Annotated in this window: 18 protein-coding genes; 12 read left to right on the top strand and 6 right to left on the bottom strand. The window is 72.3% G+C overall.

Annotated elements, in window-relative coordinates:
* The first annotated feature begins 189 nt into the window (after positions 1-189).
* Positions 190-807 (top strand): hypothetical protein, encoded by a 618-nt coding sequence (locus AB0N17_RS33250; protein WP_366015321.1) that lies wholly within the window; start codon positions 190-192, stop codon positions 805-807.
* Here the strand turns inward: AB0N17_RS33250 and AB0N17_RS33245 are convergent.
* Together AB0N17_RS33245 and AB0N17_RS33240 are read right to left on the bottom strand one after the other, a co-directional pair.
* Entirely contained in the window at positions 804-1931 is a 1128-nt protein-coding gene (locus AB0N17_RS33245) for an adenylate/guanylate cyclase domain-containing protein (RefSeq protein WP_366015320.1), read from the bottom strand. The genes AB0N17_RS33250 and AB0N17_RS33245 overlap by 4 nt on opposite strands.
* Positions 1932-2115: 184 nt before the next feature.
* Positions 2116-2982 carry a biotin--[acetyl-CoA-carboxylase] ligase gene (locus AB0N17_RS33240; RefSeq protein WP_366015319.1) on the bottom strand — a complete coding sequence of 289 codons (867 nt, stop codon included), beginning with the start codon at positions 2980-2982 and terminating at the stop codon, positions 2116-2118.
* A gap of 110 nt (positions 2983-3092) precedes the next feature.
* Between AB0N17_RS33240 and AB0N17_RS33235 the strand changes: the two genes are divergently transcribed.
* The 4 genes from AB0N17_RS33235 (at position 3093) to AB0N17_RS33220 (ending at position 5797) form a co-directional block, all read left to right on the top strand.
* Entirely contained in the window at positions 3093-4703 is a 1611-nt protein-coding gene (locus AB0N17_RS33235; protein WP_366015318.1) for an acyl-CoA carboxylase subunit beta, read from the top strand.
* Positions 4704-4725: 22 nt separating this feature from the next.
* Positions 4726-4935 carry an acyl-CoA carboxylase subunit epsilon gene (locus AB0N17_RS33230; protein ID WP_366015317.1) on the top strand — a complete coding sequence of 70 codons (210 nt, stop codon included), beginning with the start codon at positions 4726-4728 and terminating at the stop codon, positions 4933-4935.
* 82 nt (positions 4936-5017) lie between these two features.
* The gene (locus tag AB0N17_RS33225; RefSeq protein WP_366015316.1) at positions 5018-5146 is read left to right on the top strand and encodes a hypothetical protein; all 129 of its coding nucleotides are present in this window, start codon (positions 5018-5020) and stop codon (positions 5144-5146) included.
* A gap of 33 nt (positions 5147-5179) precedes the next feature.
* Positions 5180-5797, top strand: coding sequence for a nucleoside triphosphate pyrophosphatase (locus AB0N17_RS33220; RefSeq protein ID WP_366015315.1), 618 nt, complete (start codon positions 5180-5182; stop codon positions 5795-5797).
* Here AB0N17_RS33220 and AB0N17_RS33215 read toward each other — a convergent pair.
* Positions 5769-6362: a hypothetical protein gene (locus AB0N17_RS33215; protein ID WP_366015314.1), complete on the bottom strand. Its 594-nt coding sequence runs from the start codon at positions 6360-6362 to the stop codon at positions 5769-5771. The genes AB0N17_RS33220 and AB0N17_RS33215 overlap by 29 nt on opposite strands.
* 364 nt (positions 6363-6726) lie before the next feature.
* On the opposite strand from AB0N17_RS33215, the gene AB0N17_RS33210 reads away from it, so the two are divergent.
* Complete coding sequence (locus AB0N17_RS33210; RefSeq protein ID WP_366015313.1) at positions 6727-8499, top strand: biotin carboxylase N-terminal domain-containing protein; 1773 nt, start codon at positions 6727-6729, stop codon at positions 8497-8499.
* A gap of 197 nt (positions 8500-8696) precedes the next feature.
* Here AB0N17_RS33210 and AB0N17_RS33205 read toward each other — a convergent pair whose 3' ends face one another.
* A complete protein-coding gene (locus AB0N17_RS33205; protein WP_366015312.1) occupies positions 8697-9626 on the bottom strand; it encodes a DeoR/GlpR family DNA-binding transcription regulator in 930 nt (309 codons plus the stop codon).
* Between the two features lie 166 nt (positions 9627-9792).
* On the bottom strand, positions 9793-11241 hold the full coding sequence (locus AB0N17_RS33200; RefSeq protein ID WP_366015311.1) for an NAD(P)H-quinone dehydrogenase: 1449 nt from the start codon (positions 11239-11241) through the stop codon (positions 9793-9795).
* 96 nt (positions 11242-11337) lie between these two features.
* Between AB0N17_RS33200 and AB0N17_RS33195 the strand changes: the two genes are divergently transcribed.
* From AB0N17_RS33195 to AB0N17_RS33185, 3 genes are all read left to right on the top strand, one after another.
* Positions 11338-11775, top strand: a complete 438-nt coding sequence (locus AB0N17_RS33195) for a gamma-glutamylcyclotransferase (protein WP_366015310.1) — start codon at positions 11338-11340, stop codon at positions 11773-11775.
* A 151-nt stretch (positions 11776-11926) separates the two neighbouring features.
* Positions 11927-12751, top strand: a complete 825-nt coding sequence (locus AB0N17_RS33190) for a purine-nucleoside phosphorylase (protein WP_366015309.1) — start codon at positions 11927-11929, stop codon at positions 12749-12751.
* A 69-nt stretch (positions 12752-12820) separates the two neighbouring features.
* A complete protein-coding gene (locus AB0N17_RS33185) occupies positions 12821-14452 on the top strand; it encodes a phospho-sugar mutase (protein WP_366015308.1) in 1632 nt (543 codons plus the stop codon).
* Between the two features lie 264 nt (positions 14453-14716).
* On the opposite strand, the gene AB0N17_RS33180 is transcribed toward AB0N17_RS33185, so the two are convergent.
* A complete protein-coding gene (locus AB0N17_RS33180; RefSeq protein WP_366015307.1) occupies positions 14717-15415 on the bottom strand; it encodes a PH domain-containing protein in 699 nt (232 codons plus the stop codon).
* Between the two features lie 136 nt (positions 15416-15551).
* Here AB0N17_RS33180 and deoC point away from each other — a divergent pair, with 136 nt between their 5' ends.
* Genes deoC through AB0N17_RS33165 form a run of 3 tightly spaced genes read left to right on the top strand, consistent with a single transcriptional unit; the run spans position 15552 to position 18863 of the window.
* Positions 15552-16511 carry a deoxyribose-phosphate aldolase gene (gene deoC / locus AB0N17_RS33175; protein ID WP_366015364.1) on the top strand — a complete coding sequence of 320 codons (960 nt, stop codon included), beginning with the start codon at positions 15552-15554 and terminating at the stop codon, positions 16509-16511.
* A 5-nt stretch (positions 16512-16516) separates the two neighbouring features.
* Complete coding sequence (locus AB0N17_RS33170) at positions 16517-17980, top strand: aldehyde dehydrogenase family protein (protein WP_366015306.1); 1464 nt, start codon at positions 16517-16519, stop codon at positions 17978-17980.
* Positions 17973-18863 (top strand): aldehyde dehydrogenase family protein, encoded by an 891-nt coding sequence (locus AB0N17_RS33165; RefSeq protein ID WP_366015305.1) that lies wholly within the window; start codon positions 17973-17975, stop codon positions 18861-18863. Before AB0N17_RS33170 ends, AB0N17_RS33165 begins: the two co-directional genes overlap by 8 nt.
* Positions 18864-19053: the final 190 nt, after the last annotated feature.

The following is a 19053-nucleotide window of genomic DNA, read 5'->3' as shown; positions in this document are numbered from 1 at the left end:
GCCCGATCATCGCAGCCGCACCCCGCCCCGGGAAAGAGCCGCCTCCCCACCCCGGGCGCCACCGAACCCGCCACCCGTCCTACGCCCGTTCGAGTGACATCCCGGCCTTCTCCCCGCACACCACCCACACGAGCGCATAGCGTGCCTGCGCCCCGGCGCGCACCGGGGCGCACGGTGGGGAGGGGACCCATGACACCGACACCTGAGGCGCAGCGGCCCACGGCAGCGGCGGACACGGCGCACGACACCCGGGAGACGGCCGGCGTGCGCCGGGGGCGGCACCGCAAGCCCCGGCCCCGCAAGGTCCTGCTCGCCGCCGGCGGCCTCGCCCTGGCCGCGGGGGTGCTCAGCCTGGTCCGGATCGCCCCGGACTCGGGCGTCGGCGCCCCGGGGACGGCGGAGGCCGAGCCCCGGCTCGACACGGGCGGCCGCTCCGCCACGGACCGCTCGGCGGACACCGCCGCGACCGTCACCGCCTCGCCCACCGCCCTGCCCTCGGCGACCTCCGCCATGGGCGGCAGAAGCCCCGCGCCTACGGCCACCGGCTCCGTGTCGCCGCGGGCCCCGGGCACCCGGGCGGCACCGCCCGCCGGCACCGCCGTACCGGCCACCGCCCCGGCCGGAACCCCGGCCGCACCCGGCGGACCCCCGTCACCGCCCCCGACGACGGCACCCGCACCGCACCCGCACCCGACGACCCCGGCACCCCAGCCCACCCCTGCGCCGAGCCACAGCACGGCCGCACCCGGCTCGGACCGGCTGTGCGTACCGGTGATCGGGCTGTGCGTGGGGGGTCTGGGCCGCTAGGACGGGCCGTCGCGGCGGGTGAGGAGCCACGGCTCGACCACGCCGAGGCCGCGCACCGGACGCTGCCACATCGGCTGGAGCGCGAAGCGGTACACCGGGGGCTCCTCGCCCTCCTTCTCGGCCGCCGCCGCGGCCTCGGCGGCCTCCGCCTCCGAGGCGGGCGCCTCCCCGCTGCGGATCAGCTCCTCGGCGAAGGCGCTGTCCACCAGGACGGCGTCCCGGGGGGCGATCGAGGTCAGCCGGGAGGCGAGGTTCACCGTCGTGCCGAACACATCACCCATCCGGGTGGTCACCGTGCCGAAGGCCATGCCGACCCGCAGCTCCGGCATCGTCTCGTCGTTCGACAGCGTCTCGACCAGGCGCAGCGCGATGTCCGCGGCGATCCCCGCGTCGTCGGCCGCGTAGAGCACCTCGTCGCCGAGCGTCTTGATGAGCCGGCCGCCGCGCGCGGCCACCAGGTCGGCGGCCGTGGTCTCGAAGGCCTCGACCAGCTCGCCGAGCTCCTCCTCCTCCATCCGGCGGGTCAGCCGGGTGAACCCCACCAGGTCGGCGAAGGCGACCGCGAGCCGCCGGTCGACCATCTCCTCGTCGTCCCCGGCCTGCACGACACGGCCGGTGGCGGCGGCGAGCTGGCGGCGCCAGACGTAGACGAGGAACTCCTCGAGTTCCGGCAGCAGCAGCTCGACCAGGGGGTACGTCACCTCGGTGCGGGTCATGCCGGGCTCGGGGGGCTCGGTCAGCCCCTCCAGGAAGGAATCGATCTGCCATTCGGCCAGACGGGCGGTGGTCTGCCCGGTCGACCGGGCCACCTGCACCGCCATGGCCTCGCTGAGCAGGCCCGCCTCGACCAGACCGGCCAGCCGGCGCAGGGCCAGGACGTCGGCCTCGGTCAGGGCCTTGGCCTGGCCGATGTCGGCGAACCCCATCGCCCGCCAGAAGCGCGACGCCAGTTCCATGGAGACACCGGCGCTGCGGGCGGCCTGGAACGGGGTGTAGCGCCGCTCGGCGCCCAGGATGAGGCCTTCGAGCCGCAGGGCCAGCGGGTCCTCGCCGGTGTCGTCGGGGGCTTGAGGATCCACCCGGCCGTCCGCGCCCGCGCCGGAGCCCGTGTCGTCGACGGTCACGCCTGCTGCCCTTCCGATCTGCCGCGGTCAGATTTCGACCGGCCTCAACTCTACGGCAGGTGTGCGCCAGCTCACTCCGTCGGGTTGGGCCGAGGGTATGTACCGGTGCCGGACGCGTCCCTCCTCACGAGGGCAGGACGCGCGGTTCCCCGCGCCCTTCCGGAGCGCCCGCACCGCCCCGCCCCTACGCGGGCCGCAGATGCACGATGTCCCCCGCCCCCACCGGCTCCTGCACGCCTTCCTCCGTCGCGATGACCAGCCGTCCGTCCCCGTCGACGGCCACCGCCTCGCCCACGAGGGACCGGTCCCCCGGCAGCTCCGCCCGCACCGTCCGCCCGAGCGTCGCGCACCCCGCCGCGTACGTCTCCTGCAGTCCGCTGGCGGCCGGGTCGCCCCCGGCGCGCCGCCACCGGCCGTACCACTCCTCCAGCGACCGCAGCACCGCCCGCAGCAGCGGATCCCGGTCCGTGGTCACCGCCCCGGCCAGTTCCAGCGAGCCCGCCTGGGGGACCGGCAGCTCGTCCGCCCGCAGGGTGACGTTGATGCCGACGCCGACGACCACACCGCCGCTCCCGGCCCGCTCCGCGAGGATGCCGCCGGCCTTGCGCTCCTCTCCGTCCACCGTCACCAGCAGGTCGTTCGGCCACTTCAGTGCCGTGTCCACGCCCGCCACCCGGGACAGCCCCGTCGCCACGGCCACCCCGGTCAGCAGCGGCAGCCAGCCCCACCGGGCCACCGGCACCTCGGTGGGCTGCAGCAGGACGGAGAAGAACAGGCCGGAGCGCGGCGGTGCCGTCCAGCGGCGGTCCAGGCGGCCCCGCGCGGCCGTCTGCTCCTCGGCCACCAGCACCGCGCCCTCCGCCGCCGTACCGGCCTCGGCCCGCGCCACCAGGTCGTTGTTGGTGGACCCGGTGCGCCGGGTCAGCTCCAGCCCGGACCACAGGCTCCCCTCGCGCACCAGCGCCCGGCGCAGCGCGGCTGCGTTCAGGGGCGGGCGGTCGAGGTCGGACCAGCGGTTGCCGTCGTCGTCTGCTGCATCTCGGGGCGTCATGCAAGCCACCCTAGGTGTGGTAAACGACGCAGTGCTGATCGGTAGGCCCGCCACTACTCTACGGATGAGTAACCGTCCCCCCTTTTGAGCAGGCAGGGAGCCGCATCCCGATGTCCGAGCCGGAAGAGCGTCAAGAGATCCAAGGGATCGACATTCACACCACCGCGGGCAAACTCGCGGATCTCCAGCGGCGCATCCACGAGGCCACACACGCCGGTTCGGAACGCGCCGTCGAAAAGCAGCACGCCAAGGGCAAGCTGACGGCCCGTGAGCGGATCGAGCTGCTGCTCGACGAGGACTCCTTCGTCGAACTCGACGAGTTCGCGCGGCACCGCTCCACCAACTTCGGCCTGGAGAAGAACCGCCCGTACGGCGACGGTGTCGTCACCGGGTACGGCACGGTCGACGGCCGCCCCGTCGCCGTCTTCTCCCAGGACTTCACCGTCTTCGGCGGTGCCCTCGGCGAGGTCTACGGCCAGAAGATCGTCAAGGTGATGGACTTCGCGCTGAAGACCGGCTGCCCGGTCATCGGGATCAACGACTCCGGCGGCGCCCGCATCCAGGAAGGCGTCGCGTCCCTCGGCGCGTACGGCGAGATCTTCCGCCGCAACACCCACGCCAGCGGTGTCATCCCGCAGATCTCGCTGGTCGTCGGGCCCTGCGCGGGCGGCGCGGTGTACTCCCCCGCGATCACCGACTTCACGGTCATGGTCGACCAGACCTCGCACATGTTCATCACCGGCCCGGACGTCATCAAGACCGTCACCGGCGAGGACGTCGGCTTCGAGGAGCTGGGCGGCGCCCGCACCCACAACTCCACCTCCGGCGTGGCCCACCACATGGCCGGGGACGAGAAGGACGCCATCGAGTACGTCAAGCAGCTGCTGTCGTACCTGCCGTCCAACAACCTGTCCGAGCCCCCGGTCTTCGCGGAGGAGGCGGACCTCGCCGTCAGCGACGAGGACCGCGAGCTGGACACCGTCGTCCCCGACAGCGCCAACCAGCCGTACGACATGCACGCGGTGATCGAACACGTCCTGGACGACGGCGAGTTCTTCGAGACCCAGGCCCTGTTCGCGCCGAACATCCTCACCGGCTTCGGCCGCGTCGAGGGCCACCCGGTCGGCGTCGTCGCCAACCAGCCGATGCAGTTCGCCGGCTGTCTGGACATCACCGCCTCCGAGAAGGCCGCCCGCTTCGTGCGCACCTGCGACGCCTTCAACGTCCCGGTGCTGACCTTCGTGGACGTCCCCGGCTTCCTCCCGGGCGTCGACCAGGAGCACGACGGCATCATCCGCCGCGGCGCCAAGCTGATCTACGCCTACGCCGAGGCGACGGTCCCCCTCATCACCGTCATCACCCGCAAGGCCTTCGGCGGCGCCTACGACGTCATGGGCTCCAAGCACCTGGGCGCCGACCTCAACCTGGCCTGGCCCACCGCCCAGATCGCCGTCATGGGCGCCCAGGGCGCGGTCAACATCCTGCACCGCCGCACCATCGCCGAGGCGGAGGCCTCGGGAGACGGTGAGGCCACGCGCGCGCGGCTGATCCAGGAGTACGAGGACACCCTCCTCAACCCCTACGTCGCGGCCGAGCGCGGCTACATCGACGCGGTGATCATGCCGTCCGACACCCGCGCCCACATCGTGCGCGGTCTGCGTCAGCTGCGTACGAAGCGGGAATCCCTGCCTCCGAAGAAGCACGGCAACATCCCCCTGTAGGCCCCTCGGACCCTGGAGCGTCATGAACATCAAGGTCGTACGAGGCAACCCGACCCCGGAGGAGCTGGCCGCCGCCCTGGCGGTGGTCCGCGTCCGCGCCGCGGCGGCAGCAGCCGAGCCGTCCGGCGCGGAGGGCCCGAAGGCCGCGTGGTCCGACCCGAGCCGGATCGCGGGCCGACGGCTGCCGAAGCCGGGCCCGGCGTCCTGGACCCGCACCTACTGGCCGAGCTGACCTTCCAGGGGCACGGGGCCGGGCGCCGACTTGAGTAGCAGTACTCAGGCGCCCGGCCCCCGCGGAGCCCCACGCTGGTGGAATGCTCTGGTCGGACCCTGAAGACGAGCCGCCGAAGGACCTGCGCGACGCGCAGGACATGATGCGGCGGCTCGGCCTCTTCCTGGCCCTGGCCATGATCCTGGCGATACTGGTCATCGGTGTGAGGTGAGCCGGACGGGCGGCTCCTGACTAACCTGACGGCATGACTGCCAAGCCACGCCGCCGCCTGATCCTCGCCTCCCAGTCCCCCGCCCGGCTGGGCCTCCTGAGGCAGGCCGGCCTCTCACCGGAGGTGATCGTCAGCGGGGTCGACGAGGACGCCGTCACCGCACCCACACCGGCCGAGCTCGCGCTCGCCCTGGCCGAGGCGAAGGCCTCGGTCGTGGCGGCCAAGCCGGAGGTCCAGGGCGCCCTGGTGATCGGCTGCGACTCCGTGCTGGAGCTGGACGGGCGCGCCCTCGGCAAGCCCGCCGACCACGAGGAGGCGACCGCCCGCTGGAAGACGATGCGCGGGCGGGCCGGCGTCCTCCAGACGGGTCACTGCATCTGGGACACCGCGGCCAAGCGGTACGTCTCCGGGACCGCCTCCACCGTCGTCCGCTTCGGCGAGCCCAGCGACGAGGAGATCGCCGCGTACGTGGCCTCCGGCGAGCCCCTCCACGTCGCCGGGGCCTTCACCCTGGACGGCCGTTCGGCGCCGTTCATCGAGGGGATCGAGGGCGACCACGGCAACGTGATCGGCATCAGCCTGCCCCTGGTCCGCAAGCTCCTCGCGGAACTCGGAGTGGGCATCACGGAGTTGTGGACGCCGTCCGAGTGAACCGGTCGGGGACGGAATCCTGCGGCTCGTCCTCGCCGTCCCGAGGCTCGTCCGTACGGCTGTACGACGCGCCCGGCGCGCCCGACACGCCCGGGGTCGCGGCCGGTCCGGCCTCGGCCTCCGGGTCGCCGTCCCGCCCCGCGCCACCGCCGGGTTCCGCCCCCTGCGGGCCGGCCTGACGGTCGTACGTCATCAGGAGCAGGACGATGAGCCCGAGCACGACCACCATGAACACGAACGCCTTCCAGCCGACCAGGCTCCAGGCGAACGCGCCGAGCAGGCCGTGCACGACCGCCGCGCTGATCAGCAGGATGCGTCCGAAGCCGGCGGGCGCGCGGTCGCGTATCGCGACCAGCACGCTCACCAGGGCGCACAGGGCGAAGTAGAGGCCGAAGACGACGCCGCCGATCTTCGAGGACGTGGACATGACGTTCGGGTCGAGGCCGGCCAGAGACATCTTCTGCCGGTCGACGACCACGCCGAGGAACCAGTTCAGCGCCGCCACGCCGAACGCCTCCGCGAGGAGGACGACCGTCACGATCCACGCCACCGGTCTGCGCACCACCGGTCCCCACCCACTCTCAAGCCAGCGTTCTGTTACCCCAGGTACGTTCGAGCCATCGCGAACGCTACTAACGGGTAAACCTGGGGACAAGGGTTCGCGCAGGAGCAAAGAACCATTGGGCCATTCGTAGGGACTCGACAAAGAAACAGAGTGGGCCGCAGCACGCCCTCACAGAGACCTTGACCACATCACCGGGCTAGGGTTACCCGCAGGAGTCCTGCGTACCGCGGTGCGACTAGGGCTTTCGCGGGTCGAGCGAGCCTCGAATCACGCTCCGTGTGGGCAAGCTCACCATTGGGGACGGGTCGAAGTGCCGTGTCGGCAGTCCCTAAACTCGGCTTGTTTCAAGGAGGGAGCCTCAATCGTGCGCAAGGTGCTCATCGCCAACCGTGGCGAAATCGCTGTCCGCGTGGCCCGGGCCTGTCGGGATGCCGGGATCGCGAGCGTGGCCGTCTACGCCGACCCGGACAGGGACGCTCTGCATGTCCGCGCCGCGGATGAGGCGTTCGCCCTGGGCGGTGACACTCCGGCGACCAGCTATCTGGACATCGAGAAGGTGCTGAACGCCGCCCGCGAGTCCGGTGCCGACGCGGTCCATCCGGGTTACGGCTTCCTCTCGGAGAACGCCGAATTCGCGCAGGCGGTCCTGGACGCGGACCTGATCTGGATCGGTCCGCCGCCGCACGCCATCCGCGACCTGGGTGACAAGGTCGCCGCCCGGCACATCGCCCAGCGCGCCGGCGCGCCGCTGGTGGCCGGTACGCCCGATCCGGTGAGCGGTGCCGAGGAGGTCGTCGCCTTCGCCGAGGAGCACGGCCTGCCGATCGCCATCAAGGCCGCCTTCGGTGGCGGCGGCCGCGGCCTGAAGGTCGCCCGCACCCTCGAAGAGGTGCCCGAGCTGTACGAGTCGGCGGTGCGCGAGGCGGTCGCCGCCTTCGGCCGCGGCGAGTGCTTCGTCGAGCGCTACCTGGACCGTCCGCGGCACGTGGAGACCCAGTGCCTGGCCGACAAGCACGGCAACGTGGTCGTCGTCTCCACGCGTGACTGCTCGCTGCAGCGCCGCCACCAGAAGCTGGTCGAGGAGGCCCCGGCGCCGTTCCTCTCCGAGGCGCAGGTCGCCGAGCTGTACCGCGCCTCCAAGGCGATCCTGAAGGAGGCCGGCTACGAGGGCGCCGGCACCTGTGAGTTCCTGGTCGGCCAGGACGGCACGATCTCCTTCCTGGAGGTCAACACCCGCCTCCAGGTCGAGCACCCGGTGACCGAGGAGGTCGCCGGCATCGACCTGGTCCGCGAGATGTTCCGCATCGCCGACGGCGAGGAGCTGGGGTACGACGACCCGGCGCTGCGCGGACACTCGTTCGAGTTCCGGATCAACGGCGAGGACCCGGGCCGCAACTTCCTCCCGGCCCCCGGCACGGTCACCCGCTTCGAGGCGCCGGCCGGTCCCGGCGTCCGCCTGGACGCGGGCGTGGAGTCCGGCTCGGTCATCGGCCCGGCGTGGGACTCGCTGCTCGCCAAGCTGATCGTCACCGGCCGCACCCGCAAGGAGGCCCTGGAGCGGGCCGCCCGCGCGCTGGACGAGTTCCAGGTCGAGGGCATGGCGACGGCGATCCCCTTCCACCGCGCGGTCGTGCGGGACCCGGCGTTCGGCCCCGAGCTGACCGGCTCGTCGGACGCCTTCACGGTCCACACCCGCTGGATCGAGACCGAGTTCGTCAACGAGATCAAGCCCTTCGCCGCCCCCGCCGACGCCGAGGCGGAGGAGGAGACGGGCCGCGAGACGGTCGTCGTCGAGGTCGGCGGCAAGCGCCTGGAGGTCTCCCTCCCGTCCTCCCTCGGCATGTCCCTGGCCCGCACCGGCCTCGCGGCCGGCGCCAAGCCCAAGCGCCGCGCGGCCAAGAAGTCCGGCCCCGTCGCGTCCGGTGACACCCTCACCTCCCCGATGCAGGGCACGATCGTGAAGGTCGCGGTCGAGGAGGGCCAGGAGGTCAAGGAGGGCGACCTGGTCGTCGTCCTGGAGGCCATGAAGATGGAACAGCCCCTCAACGCCCACAAGGCGGGCACCATCAAGGGCCTGAACGCGGAGATGGGCGCGTCCATCACCTCGGGCGCCGCGATCTGCGAGATCAAGGACTGACCCACGTTCCACGGCGACGCCCGGCGGACCGACACGAGCGGTCCACCGGGCGTCGCCCTTTTGGCGGCTTCGGGGCACGGCCCGCGTTCCAGGGGAGCAGCGGGCGCGAACAACCGCGACGCACCCGCGCCCGCACCCGCCACCCGCCCGGCGACTCACCACTCAGCGGCGGTCGGGCACCCGGGCCGACCGGGCCGCTACCGTCGCCGCAAGTCGGCGACGCGCCCCCGCTCGGCTGCCGCAGGCTCCCCGTACCCCGCCCCGGAGCGGAGCGCCACGCCCCGCCTGGGCCCCGGCAGGGACGCGCGCCGCGCCGGGGCCTGCTCACCCCCCGCAGGAGCTCCGTTCGCCCCGGCCACGGCGATCTGGACGCCCTGGTCGGCGAGAGCCTGCAGCTCGGTGGCGGCACGGTCGTCGTGGACGGGCGGTTCGTCGGTGACCAGCCGGGTGATGACATCCGTCGGCACCGTCTGGAACATCGTGTCCGTGCCCAGCTTGGTGTGGTCGGCGAGGACCACGACCTCCGCGGCGGCCTGCACCAGCGCCCGGTCGACGGACGCCGACAGCATGTTGGACGTGGAGAGCCCGCGCTCGGCGGTCAGCCCGCTCCCGGACAGGAAGGCCTTGGACACCCGCAGCCCCTGCAGGGACTGTTCGGCGCCGGAGCCGACGAGGGCGTAGTTGGAGCCGCGCAGGGTGCCACCGGTCATCACCACCTCCACCCGGTTGGCATGGGCCAACGCCTGTGCCACGAGCAGGGAGTTGGTGACGACGGTCAGGCCGGGCACCCGTGCGAGCCGGCGGGCCAGCTCCTGCGTGGTGGTACCCGCGCCGACGACGATGGCCTCGCCCTCTTCGACGAGGCCCGCGGCGAGATCGGCGATGGCCGTCTTCTCGGCGGTCGCGAGATGGGACTTCTGCGGAAAGCCCGACTCGCGCGTGAATCCACCCGGCAGTACGGCACCGCCGTGCCGGCGGTCGAGGAGTCCTTCTGCCTCCAGTGCCCGCACGTCCCGCCGTACGGTCACTTCGGAGGTCTGGACGACGCGGGCGAGCTCACGGAGCGACACGGCACCGTTCGCACGCACCATTTCGAGGATCAATTGGCGACGTTCAGCAGCGAACACGAAACTGACAGTAACCCCAGCGACCGTCTGGTTTCAGCAGTTTGCGCCGAATTACAGAAGTTGTTCGCACGGCACAGCGGGAAGTGGTATAGGACCTATTCTCCCCGCTTATGCCGTACGCATGCTCGACAACTCCCCGTGACCAGCGGGAAGTCGGAATCGGCCGTCAGCCCTCGGCGCCCGCCTTGCGCGTGTGCAGCTGCCGCGCCACCTCCGCGATCGACCCCGAAAGGGAGGGGTACACCGTGAACGCGTTCGCGATCTGTTCGACCGTCAGATTGTTGTCGACGGCGATCGAGATGGGGTGGATCAGTTCCGAGGCGCGCGGCGCGACGACGACACCGCCGACGACGATGCCCGTGCCCGGCCGGCAGAAGATCTTCACGAAGCCGTCCCGGATGCCCTGCATCTTCGCGCGCGGGTTGCGCAGCAGCGGGAGCTTGACCACCCGGGCGTCGATCTTGCCCGCGTCCACGTCCGCCTGCGTGTAGCCGACGGTCGCGATCTCGGGGTCGGTGAAGACGTTCGAGGAGACCGTCTTCAGGTTCAGCGGGGCCACCGCGTCGCCCAGGAAGTGGTACATGGCGATACGTCCCTGCATGGCGGCGACCGACGCGAGGGCGAAGACACCGGTCACGTCACCGGCCGCGTAGACGCCCGGAGCGGTCGTCCTGGACACCTTGTCGGTCCAGATGTGCCCGGAGTCGCGCAGCTTCACCCCGGCCTCCTCCAGACCCAGTCCCGCGCTGTTCGGGATGGCGCCCACGGCCATGAGGCAGTGCGTGCCGCTGATGACCCGGCCGTCGGCCAGCGCCACCTCGACCCGGTCGCCGACGCGCTTGGCGGACTGCGCGCGGGAGCGGGCCATGACGTTCATGCCGCGGCGCCGGAAGACGTCCTCCAGCACGGCGGCGGCGTCCGGGTCCTCGCCCGGCAGCACGCGGTCGCGGGACGAGACGAGCGTGACCTTGGACCCCAGGGCCTGGTAGGCGCCGGCGAACTCGGCACCGGTCACACCGGAGCCGACCACGATCAGCTCTTCCGGCAGCTCGGTGAGGTCGTAGACCTGGGTCCAGTTCAGGATGCGCTCGCCGTCCGGCTGGGCGTCGGGTAGCTCGCGCGGGTGGCCGCCGGTGGCGATGAGCACGGCGTCGGCGGCGAGGGTCTCCTCGGTGCCGTCGGCGGCGGTGACGACGACCTTGCGGGAGCCGTCGAGGCCCTGCATGCCGTCGAGCCGGCCGCGCCCGCGCATGACCCGGGCGCCGGCGCGGGTGACGGAGGCGGTGATGTCGTGGGACTGGGCGAGCGCGAGCCGCTTCACCCGGCGGTTGACCTTCCCGAGGTCCACCCCGACCACCCGGGCCGCCTGCTCCAGCGGCGGGGTGTCGTCGGCGACGATGATCCCCAGCTCCTCGTAGGAGGAGTCGAAGGTGGTCATCACCTCGGCCGTAGCGATAAGGGTCTTCGACGGCACGCAGTCGGTCAGCACCGACGCTCCGCCCAGACCGTCGCAGTCGACGACGGTCACCTCCGCGCCGAGCTGGGCGGCCACCAGGGCCGCCTCGTATCCGCCGGGTCCGCCACCGATGATCACGATCCGAGTCACGTACTCCATTGTCCCGCACCCTTCAAGGTGCTACTGCCCGGGGGCGCCAGAGGCTCGCTTCCGGGGCACGGGGTACCCGGCACGCCCCTGCCGTACCCTCTGTCCATGTCGCTCTATGCCGCGTACGCCGGCAACCTCGACGCCCGGCTGATGTCCGGCCGCGCCCCGCACTCCCCGCTGCGCGCCACCGGCTGGCTGAACGGCTGGCGGCTGACCTTCGGCGGCGAGCAGCTGGGCTGGGAGGGGGCGCTGGCGACGATCGTCGAGGACCCGTTGGACCAGGTCTTCGTCGGCCTGTACGACATCGCCCCCATGGACGAGGAGTCGCTCGACCGGTGGGAGGGCGTGGGCCTCGGCATCTACCGCCGGGTACGCGTGCGCGTGCACACGCTGGACGGCGAGGAGGCGGCCTGGGCGTACGTGCTGAACGCCTACGAGGGCGGCCTGCCCTCGGCGCGCTACCTGGGCGAGATCGCCGACGCGGCGGAGTCGGCGGGCGCACCCCACGACTACGTGATGGAGCTGCGGAAACGGCCCTGCTGACGGACGCTGCCCGACGGCCGTGGGCGACTGCCGTCAGGCCTGCTCCGGGGACCGTCCGGGGACCTCTCGTCGAAAACGACAAGACAACGATCTCAATCCCGTGAGGTCTGTCATCTACGCGCGTAGGCGAAGACCGGCTACCCTCGTCGGCGTGAACGCATCTCTTCTTCCGGACGACATCCAGGGCGACCCGTACGCCGCCGCCGACGCCGCCGCCGCGCGCCTGCGCGAACTCACCGGCGCCGAGACCCACGACGTCGCCCTCGTGATGGGCTCCGGCTGGGCTCCGGCCGTCGACGCCCTGGGCGCACCCGACGCCGAGTTCCAGGTCACCGAGCTGCCCGGCTTCCCGCCGCCGGCGGTCGAGGGGCACGGCGGCAAGGTCCGCTCGTACTCCTTCGGTGACAAGCGCGCGCTGGTCTTCCTGGGCCGCACGCACTACTACGAGGGCCGTGGTGTCGCCGCCGTCTCCCACGGCGTGCGCACCGCCGTCGCCGCCGGCTGCAAGACCATCGTGCTGACCAACGGCTGCGGCGGTCTGCGCGAGGGCATGCGCCCCGGCCAGCCGGTCCTCATCAGCGACCACATCAACCTGACGGCGACCTCGCCGATCGTCGGCGCCAACTTCGTCGACCTGACGGACCTCTACTCCCCGCGCCTGCGCGCCCTGTGCAAGGAGATCGACCCCTCCCTGGAGGAGGGCGTCTACGCGCAGTTCCCCGGCCCGCACTACGAGACCCCGGCCGAGATCCGCATGGCCCGCGTGATCGGCGCGGACCTGGTCGGCATGTCCACGGTCCTGGAGGCCATCGCCGCCCGCGAGGCAGGCGCGGAGGTGCTGGGCATCTCCCTGGTCACCAACCTGGCGGCCGGCATGACGGGTGAGCCCCTCAACCACGAGGAGGTCCTCCAGGCGGGCCGCGACTCGGCGGCGCGGATGGGGCAGCTGCTCGGCCAGGTACTGGGCAAGCTGTAAGCGCCGCCGGCGGGCGAACGGGGTCCGGGGCGGAGCCCCCGGCGAAGACTAGGAGAGGTTGATCCCAAGGTGCACGACGATCTCATCAGCAGGGCCGAGGCCTGGCTCGCCGAGGATCCCGACGCGGAGACCCGCGACGAGCTGGCCAAGCTGATCGAAGCCGGTGACACGGCGGAGCTGTCCGCCCGCTTCAGCGGCACGCTGCAGTTCGGCACCGCCGGCCTGCGGGGCGAGCTGGGCGCCGGGCCGATGCGCATGAACCGTAGCGTCGTCATCCGCGCCGCCGCCGGCCTCGCCGCGTACCTGAAGAAGAACGGCCGGTCCGGCGGACTCGTCGTGATCGGCTACGACGCCCGTCACAAGTCCGCCGACTTCGCCCGCGACACCGCCGCCGTGATGACCGGCGCCGGTCTGCGCGCGGCCGTGCTCCCCCGCCCGCTGCCCACCCCCGTGCTGGCATTCGCCATAAGGCACCTGGGCGCGGTCGCGGGCGTGGAGGTCACCGCCAGCCACAACCCGCCCCGGGACAACGGCTACAAGGTGTACCTCGGCGACGGCTCCCAGATCGTGCCGCCCGCCGACGCGGAGATCGCCGCCGAGATCGACGCGATCGCCTCCCTGCACGACGTACCGCGCCCGGACACCGGCTGGCAGACGCTGGACGACGCGGTCCTGGAGGCCTACCTGGCCCGTACGGACGCCGTCCTGGCCGCGGACTCCCCCCGCACCGCCCGCACGGTCTACACGGCCATGCACGGCGTCGGCAAGGACGTGCTCCTCGCCGCCTTCGCCCGGGCCGGCTTCCCCGAGCCGGTGCTGGTGGCCGAGCAGGCCGAGCCGGACCCGGACTTCCCGACGGTGGCCTTCCCGAACCCGGAGGAGCCGGGCGCGATGGACCTGGCGTTCGCGCAGGCCCGCGCCACCGCCCCGGACCTGATCATCGCCAACGACCCCGACGCGGACCGCTGTGCGGCCGCCGTGAAGGACGGCGAGGACTGGCGCATGCTGCGCGGCGACGAGGTGGGCGCGCTGCTCGGCGCGCACCTGGTCCGGCGCGGCGCACGGGGCACCTTCGCGGAGTCGATCGTCTCCTCCTCCCTCCTCGGCCGCATCGCCGGGAAGGCGGGCCTGCCCTACGAGGAGACCCTGACCGGTTTCAAGTGGATCGCCCGCGTGGACGGCCTGCGCTACGGCTACGAGGAGGCCCTCGGTTACTGCGTGGACCCCGAGGGCGTGCGCGACAAGGACGGCATCACCGCGGCCCTGCTGATCACGGAGCTGGCCTCGGTCCTGAAGGAGGAGGGCCGCACCCTCCTGGACCTCCTCGACGACCTCGCCGTGGAGCACGGTCTGCACGCCACCGACCAGCTCTCGGTCCGCGTCGAGGACCTGTCCCTCATCGCGGACGCGATGCGCCGCCTGCGCGAGCAGCCGCCGACCGAGCTGGCCGGCCTGCCCGTCACCCGCGCCGAGGACCTCACCCGGGGCACGGACGCACTGCCGCCCACGGACGGCCTGCGCTACACGCTGGACGGCGCCCGTGTGATCGTCCGCCCGAGCGGTACCGAGCCGAAGCTGAAGTGCTACCTGGAGGTCGTCGTACCGGCCCCCACGCACGCCGACCTCCCGCCGGCCCGCGCCCGCGCGACGGAGCTGCTGGAGGCCATCAAGCGGGACCTGTCGGCGGCGGCCGGCATCTGACCCCCCGCCGGGGCGGTCGACCGGTCGCCCCGGCCGGTCGCCCCGGCCGCCTTGTCCGCCTTGTCCGCCTTGTCCGCCGAGCGGGGATTGGCGGACACGTTCCGCCCCACGCCCGGCCCACCGGCTCCGGCCTGCTGTTCCGCTCTCCCGCGGGTGGAACGTATCCGCCTTTCGCGACCCCGGGCGGAGACGGCGGGGCGGGACCGGCGGCGTGCGCGGGCCGCGCGGGCCTCCGCGGTCAGCCCGTGGCCGGCAGGACCGCGGTCAGCCCGTGGCCAGCAGGATGGCCAGGAGCACCGCGCCGGCCACCGCCGGTGCGATCACCTCGTACGCCCAGCGCACGGTGACCTCTCCCTGCGCCGACTCGGCCTCGCCGCGCTGCCCCAGCAGTTCCCGCAGCTCGTCCATGACCTTGTCCGTCTCCGCGCGGGTCGGCCCGGTCGTCGTGTCGGAACCGCCGCCGACGGCCCCGAAGCCGCCGAGCCCCCGGCCGCCGAAACGGCTGCTCGCGGTGGAGCCCCGGGCCGCGTCCGTCGCCGCCCGAGCCTTGCGCGCCTCGGCCCTCTTGCGGGCCCGCAGGGAGACGGGGACGGACCACAGCTGGTACTTGGTGCCCGACTTCGCGACGACCTCGTTCGAGTAGCCGGAGCGCAGGGAGACGACCTGACCCCAGGGGAGGGTGATCACGCGGAAGGGGTTGCGGATGCGCAGCCGGTCCTCGCCCGCGAAGACCGCCGGGCGCAGCGTGAAGGCGATGACCAGCGGGAACAGCAGGATCATCGTGGCGAGCGCCAGCCACGGGGCGTGCCCGTGGCCGTTGACCAGCGCGTCGATGCCCAGCCAGGCGACGACCGCGAGCAGCAGCACGCCGCCCGCGATCCCCATCGGGGAGCGGTAGATCCGGTCCTTGGTGCCGGGTACCGGGGGCTGTGACGCGGGTGACTGGTGGTCCGGGGTCGTCATGGCCCCGATTCTGCACGACAGCCGCGGCGGTTCCGTCACACGCCCCACAACCGGCGCTCATCCGTGATCGACAGCGAGAAGTCGAGCGCCCGGGGTGTACAGCCGCTACGCGCGTAGATATGCTCGTCTGGTGACCATGCCCACCACTGCACCCACTGCTCACGCTCTCTCGGACGTGACCGCGTCCGACAGCACGCTGCGCCGCTTCCTGCACGGGCTGCCCGGCGTCGACGCGGTCGGCCTGGAGGCGCGCGCCGCGTCCCTCGGCACCCGTTCCATCAAGACCACCGCGAAGGCGTACGCCATCGACCTCGCCATCTCGATGGTCGACCTGACGACGCTGGAAGGCGCGGACACCCCGGGCAAGGTCCGGGCGCTCGGCGCCAAGGCCGTCCTTCCCGACCCGACCGACCGCACGACCCCCACCACGGCCGCGGTCTGCGTCTACCCCGACATGGTGGCCACCGCGAAGGAGGCCGTCGCCGGCTCCGGCGTGAAGGTCGCCTCGGTCGCCACCGCCTTCCCGGCCGGCCGTGCCGCCCTCGACGTGAAGCTGGCCGACGTCCGTGACGCCGTGGCCGCGGGCGCCGACGAGATCGACATGGTCATCGACCGGGGCGCGTTCCTCGCCGGCAAGTACCTGAAGGTGTACGACGAGATCGTCGCCGTGAAGGAGGCCTGCGGGACGAGCGCCCGGCTGAAGGTCATCTTCGAGACCGGCGAGCTGTCGACGTACGACAACATCCGCCGCGCGAGCTGGCTCGGCATGCTGGCGGGCGCCGACTTCATCAAGACCTCGACGGGCAAGGTCGCGGTCAACGCCACCCCCTCCAACACGCTGCTGATGCTGGAGGCCGTGCGCGACTTCCGCGCCCAGACCGGCGTCCAGGTCGGCGTGAAGCCGGCCGGCGGCATCCGCACCAGCAAGGACGCGATCAAGTTCCTCGTCCTGGTCAACGAGACCGCGGGCGCGGACTGGCTGGACAACCACTGGTTCCGCTTCGGCGCCTCCTCGCTGCTGAACGACCTGCTCATGCAGCGCCAGAAGCTGGCCACCGGCCGCTACTCCGGCCCCGACTACGTGACGGTGGACTGATCATCATGGCTTCCGTATTCGAGTACGCACCCGCCCCCGAGTCCCGCTCGGTCGTCGACATCGCCCCTTCGTACGGCCTGTTCATCGACGGCGAGTTCGTGGACGCGGCCGACGGCAAGGTCTTCAAGACCGTCAGCCCGTCGACCGAGGAGGTCCTCTCCGAGGTCGCCCAGGCCGGCCAGGCGGACGTCGACCGCGCGGTCAAGGCCGCCCGCAAGGCGTTCGAGACGTGGTCGGCGCTGCCCGGCTCCGAGCGCGCCAAGTACCTGTTCCGCATCGCGCGGATCATCCAGGAGCGCAGCCGTGAGCTGGCCGTCCTGGAGACGCTGGACAACGGCAAGCCGATCAAGGAGACCCGCGACGCGGACCTCCCGCTGGTCGCCGCGCACTTCTTCTACTACGCGGGCTGGGCCGACAAGCTGGACCACGCCGGGTTCGGCCGGAGGACGACAGACGGGCACAGCGGAGCGGCCCCGCGGCCGCTCGGTGTGGCCGGTCAGGTCATCCCGTGGAACTTCCCGCTGCTGATGCTGGCGTGGAAGATCGCCCCGGCCCTCGCGACCGGCAACACGGTGGTCCTCAAGCCCGCCGAGACCACCCCGCTGTCCGCCCTGTTCTTCGCGGACATCTGCCGCCAGGCCGGTCTGCCCAAGGGTGTCGTCAACATCCTCCCGGGCTACGGCGACGCCGGTGCCGCGCTCGTCGCGCACCCGGACGTGAACAAGGTCGCCTTCACCGGCTCCACGGCCGTGGGCAAGGAGATCGCCCGCACGGTCGCGGGCACCCGGAAGAAGCTCACCCTCGAACTGGGCGGCAAGGGCGCCAACATCGTCTTCGACGACGCCCCGATCGACCAGGCCGTCGAGGGCATCGTCACGGGCATCTTCTTCAACCAGGGCCAGGTCTGCTGCGCGGGCTCCCGCCTCCTTGTCCAGGAGTCGATCCAGGACGAGCTGCTGGACGCCCTCAAGCGCCGCCTGTCCACGCTGCGCCTCGGCGACCCGCTGGACAAGAACACCGACATCGGCGCGATCAACTCCGCCGAGCAGCTGGCCCGGATCACCGCGCTGGCCGAGAAGGGCGAGGCGGAGGGCGCCGAGCGCTGGTCCCCGGCCTGCGAACTGCCGGGCTCCGGCTACTGGTTCGCCCCGACCCTCTTCACGAACGTCACCCAGGCGCACACCATCGCCCGCGACGAGATCTTCGGCCCGGTGCTGTCGGTCCTCACCTTCCGCACCCCGGACGAGGCGGTCGCCAAGGCCAACAACACCCAGTACGGCCTGTCGGCGGGCATCTGGACGGAGAAGGGCTCCCGCATCCTGGCGGTGGCCGGCAAGCTCCGCGCGGGCGTCGTCTGGTCCAACACGTTCAACAAGTTCGACCCGACCTCGCCGTTCGGCGGCTACAAGGAGTCGGGCTTCGGCCGCGAGGGCGGCCGCCACGGCCTGGAGGCGTACCTCGATGTCTGAGCACAACCGTCTGAGCGTCTTCAAGACCTACAAGCTGTACGTCGGCGGGAAGTTCCCGCGTTCCGAGAGCGGCCGGGTGTACGAGGTGTCGGACTCGAAGGGCAACTGGCTGGCCAACGCTCCGCAGTCCTCCCGCAAGGACGCCCGTGACGCGGTCGTGGCCGCGCGCAAGGCGTTCGGCGGCTGGTCCGGCGCGACCGCCTACAACCGCGGTCAGGTCCTGTACCGGGTCGCGGAGATGCTGGAGGGCCGCCGCGAGCAGTTCGTGCGCGAGGTGGCCGACGCGGAGGGCCTGTCCAAGTCGAAGGCCGCCGCGGTCGTGGACGCGGCCGTCGACCGCTGGGTCTGGTACGCGGGCTGGACCGACAAGATCGCCCAGGTGATCGGCGGCGCCAACCCCGTCGCGGGTCCGTTCTTCAACCTCTCCTCGCCGGAACCGACCGGCGTGGTGGCCGTGGTGGCCCCGCAGGAGTCGTCGTTCCTGGGCCTGGTCTCGGTCGTGGCGCCGGTGATCGCCACCGGCAACACCGCGGTCGTGGTCGCCTCCGAGAAGGCCCCGCTGCCGGCCCTCTCCCTCGGCGAGGTGCTGGCCACCTCCGACGTGCCCGGCGGCGTGGTCAACGTCCTGTCCGGCCGTACGGCGGAGATCGCGGCACCGCTGGCCGCGCACCAGGACGTCAACGCGATCGACCTCGCGGGCGCCGACGAGGAGCTGGCGAAGGAGCTGGAGATCGCGGCGGCCGACAATCTGAAGCGGGTGCTGCGTCCACAGGCTGTGGATCACTTCGCGACGCCCGGGATCGACCGGATGACGGCGTTCCTGGAGACGAAGACCGTGTGGCATCCGACGGGGGCGCTGGGCGCCACCGGCTCTTCTTACTGACGGCTGACGGCCGGCGGCCGACATGCGCCGCGCGGGCGCGCCGCCGCGGGGGCGCCCGCCCCGCGGCCCAGGGGCGCGCGGCCGCGGGCGGGCGGCCCGCGCGCCCCCGCGGCTGCCGAGCACCGGCGGCAACACCTCCCCCCCCACGGCGACGAGGGCGTCGACGACGCGGTCGGCGAGGCTGTCGAGG

It is taken from the genome of Streptomyces sp. NPDC051133, from assembly GCF_040682635.1.
In the GTDB taxonomy this organism is placed as follows: Bacteria; Actinomycetota; Actinomycetes; order Streptomycetales; family Streptomycetaceae; genus Streptomyces.
This window is presented reverse-complemented; position numbering and strand designations above follow the sequence as displayed.